Origin of the sequence: Intrasporangium chromatireducens Q5-1 (assembly GCF_000576575.1) — a bacterium.
In the GTDB taxonomy this organism is placed as follows: domain Bacteria; phylum Actinomycetota; class Actinomycetes; order Actinomycetales; family Dermatophilaceae; genus Intrasporangium_A; species Intrasporangium_A chromatireducens.
In genome coordinates this window covers 1-2267 of record NZ_AWQS01000402.1, presented here as the reverse complement: position 1 = coordinate 2267, position 2267 = coordinate 1, and the positions used below count along the sequence as shown (strand labels likewise).

Genomic DNA, 2267 nt, shown 5'->3' with positions numbered 1-2267 from the left:
ACGTGTCGCAACCGGAGTTCCCGCTCACTCGCCGGGGAGGTATGCCGCTCAGCTGGGTGGGCGCTGTGGCTGGCCGTCGTCACCGGTGGCCTTGAGCGGTTCCTCGCCGACCTCCGCGATCTGGTCGACGAGCTGGTAGCGGCGCCCGTAGGTCTCGAGCAGGGAGACGACCGCGGCCGCCAAGGGGATGCCGATGAGCGCGCCGATCGGCCCCCAGAGTCCGACGCCGATGAACACGGCGGCGAGCGCGATGGCCGGGCTCACCTGCATCGTCCGGTTCGAGACCCGTGGCGTGAAGACGTAGTTCTCGATCTGCTGGTAGACCGTCGCGAACACGACGACCCACAGGGCGTCGAGCGGGTTCTCGAAGACCGCGACGAGCACCGCGGCGATGACGCCGAGGTACGTGCCGATGAGCGGGACGAGTTGGCTCGTCACGCCGGTCAGCACGGCGAGGGCGAGCCAGCCCGGCAGGCCGAGGAAGTAGAAGAAGATCGCGTGGAAGAACGCGGACAGGGCAATGAGGATGAGTTTCGAGATCACGTAGCCACCGGTCTTGGCCGTCGAGGTCTCCCAGACGGTGCCGAACACCTCCTGCTTGTCCGGGGGCAGCCATGAGGCGACGTGCTTCATCAGGCGGGGGCCGGAGGCGGCGAGGTAGAAGGCGAAGACGACCACGGTCAACAGGTCGAACATGATCGATCCCAGCGTGCCGAGGATCCCGAAGGCGCCCTGGGCGACCGCGCTGCCATAGTTCGCGAGGCTCGTCATGTCGATCGCCGAGTTGATCTTGGTCGGGTCGAGCGACAGGTGGAACGTCCCGTTCGCCCACGACACGACCCCCGAGACGATCTGGGGCCATTCGGTTGCCAGCTGGGAGACCTGGGTGGCGAGCTCGCTCCCGAAGAGCGCTCCCACCGCGAGGACGACGACGAGACTCCCACATCCCGTCACTCCCGTGGCGAGCGTGCGTCCCAAGCCATGCCGCATCAGCCACTCGATGGCCGGCTCCATGGCGATGGCGATCAGCCACGCCAGCAGGAGCAGGAAGAGGAAGTGCGCGGTCGCATGGAACGCCCACATGGCCAGGAGCCACAGCGAGATGGCGACGAGCACGAAGATCACGGCGCGGCGGAAGGCGTTGGGCTCAAGGGCGATCCACTGCACCGAGTGGGGATCGGCCGCCGCCGCCTTCCGGTGGGATGCCAGTCGGCCCGTCGCGACGGCGCGAGGGACCGTCGCCGCGGAAGGTTCCGGCGCCTCGGTGGCGTGCTGGTCCTGCGCGGCCCTGCTGCCGGGCGACGGCACCTGCACCAGCAGCCGCCGCAGCCATGACCTGCCCGCCATCGGCCCTCCGATCCTGAGGTTCGCTCTCCCCCGACGGTACCCAGCCTCGTGGGAGTAGGTTGCCTGCATGGTGGCCGGATCCGGGCCTGCCGACCCGCTCCAGACCTGGCGCTCCGCCGAACGGATGAAGCTGTTCACGGATGCGGTCGTGGCGATCGCCCTGACACTGCTCATCCTGCCCCTGCTCGAGAGCGTCTCCGAGGCGGCCCGCGCCGGTCTCGACACGGGCCGGTTCCTCGGCGAGCACGGCGACCAGCTCTTCAGCTTTGCGCTCAGCTTCGCGGTCATCGCAGCGTTCTGGGCCCAGCACCATACGCTCTTCATGGGCGTGGAGCGCTGGACCGGGCTGCTGCTGCTCCTCAACATCTGCTGGATGTTCACGATCGTCTGGTTGCCGGTGCCGACGGCGATGGCCGGCACGATGCGCACCGACGCGCTCCAGAAGGTCCTCTACATCGGGACGATGCTGGTCAGCAGTCTCGTCATGGTGGCCATGTATGCCGTCCTCGAGCGCCAACCTGCCCTGCGCGGCCCCGATGCGCCGCCGACGCGACCCGGCCGGGTCGGCAGCCTGGTGCTCGTCGGCCTCTTCGCCCTGGCGCTCGCACTGTCCCTCATCGTGCCCCGTCTCGGCTACCTGCCGACGCTGCTGCTCTTCTTCGCCCGGGCGATCGAGCGGCGCATCGTTCACCACCTCGACGGCCGGGACCGACCGCGGTGAGCCAGGCCCGCACGGCCGCGGCCACCTCCCCGACGGCTCCCCTGCGGATCGCTGTCTTCCGCTGGCTCTGGATCGGTGCCCTGGTCAGCAACATCGGCACCTGGATGCAGACCGTCGGCGCCCAGTGGCTCCTCGTGCGCGAGCCAGGCGCCGCCGCGCTCGTGTCGCTCGTGCAGACCGCCCAGGCGCTGCCGGTCCT

General features: G+C 69.3%; 3 protein-coding genes. 2 read left to right on the top strand and 1 reads right to left on the bottom strand.

What is annotated here, in order from left to right; genetic code table 11:
* Positions 1 to 48: 48 nt before the first annotated feature.
* Positions 49 to 1347: an AI-2E family transporter gene (locus N864_RS21615; protein ID WP_051518915.1), complete on the bottom strand. Its 1299-nt coding sequence runs from the start codon at positions 1345 to 1347 to the stop codon at positions 49 to 51.
* A 67-nt stretch (positions 1348 to 1414) separates the two neighbouring features.
* On the opposite strand from N864_RS21615, the gene N864_RS21610 reads away from it, so the two are divergent.
* The gene (locus N864_RS21610) at positions 1415 to 2068 is read left to right on the top strand and encodes a TMEM175 family protein (protein ID WP_081794115.1); all 654 of its coding nucleotides are present in this window, start codon (positions 1415 to 1417) and stop codon (positions 2066 to 2068) included.
* The coding region (locus tag N864_RS21605) for an MFS transporter (protein WP_034722325.1) at positions 2065 to 2267 on the top strand (203 nt) is incomplete at its 3' end. The genes N864_RS21610 and N864_RS21605, both read left to right, overlap by 4 nt.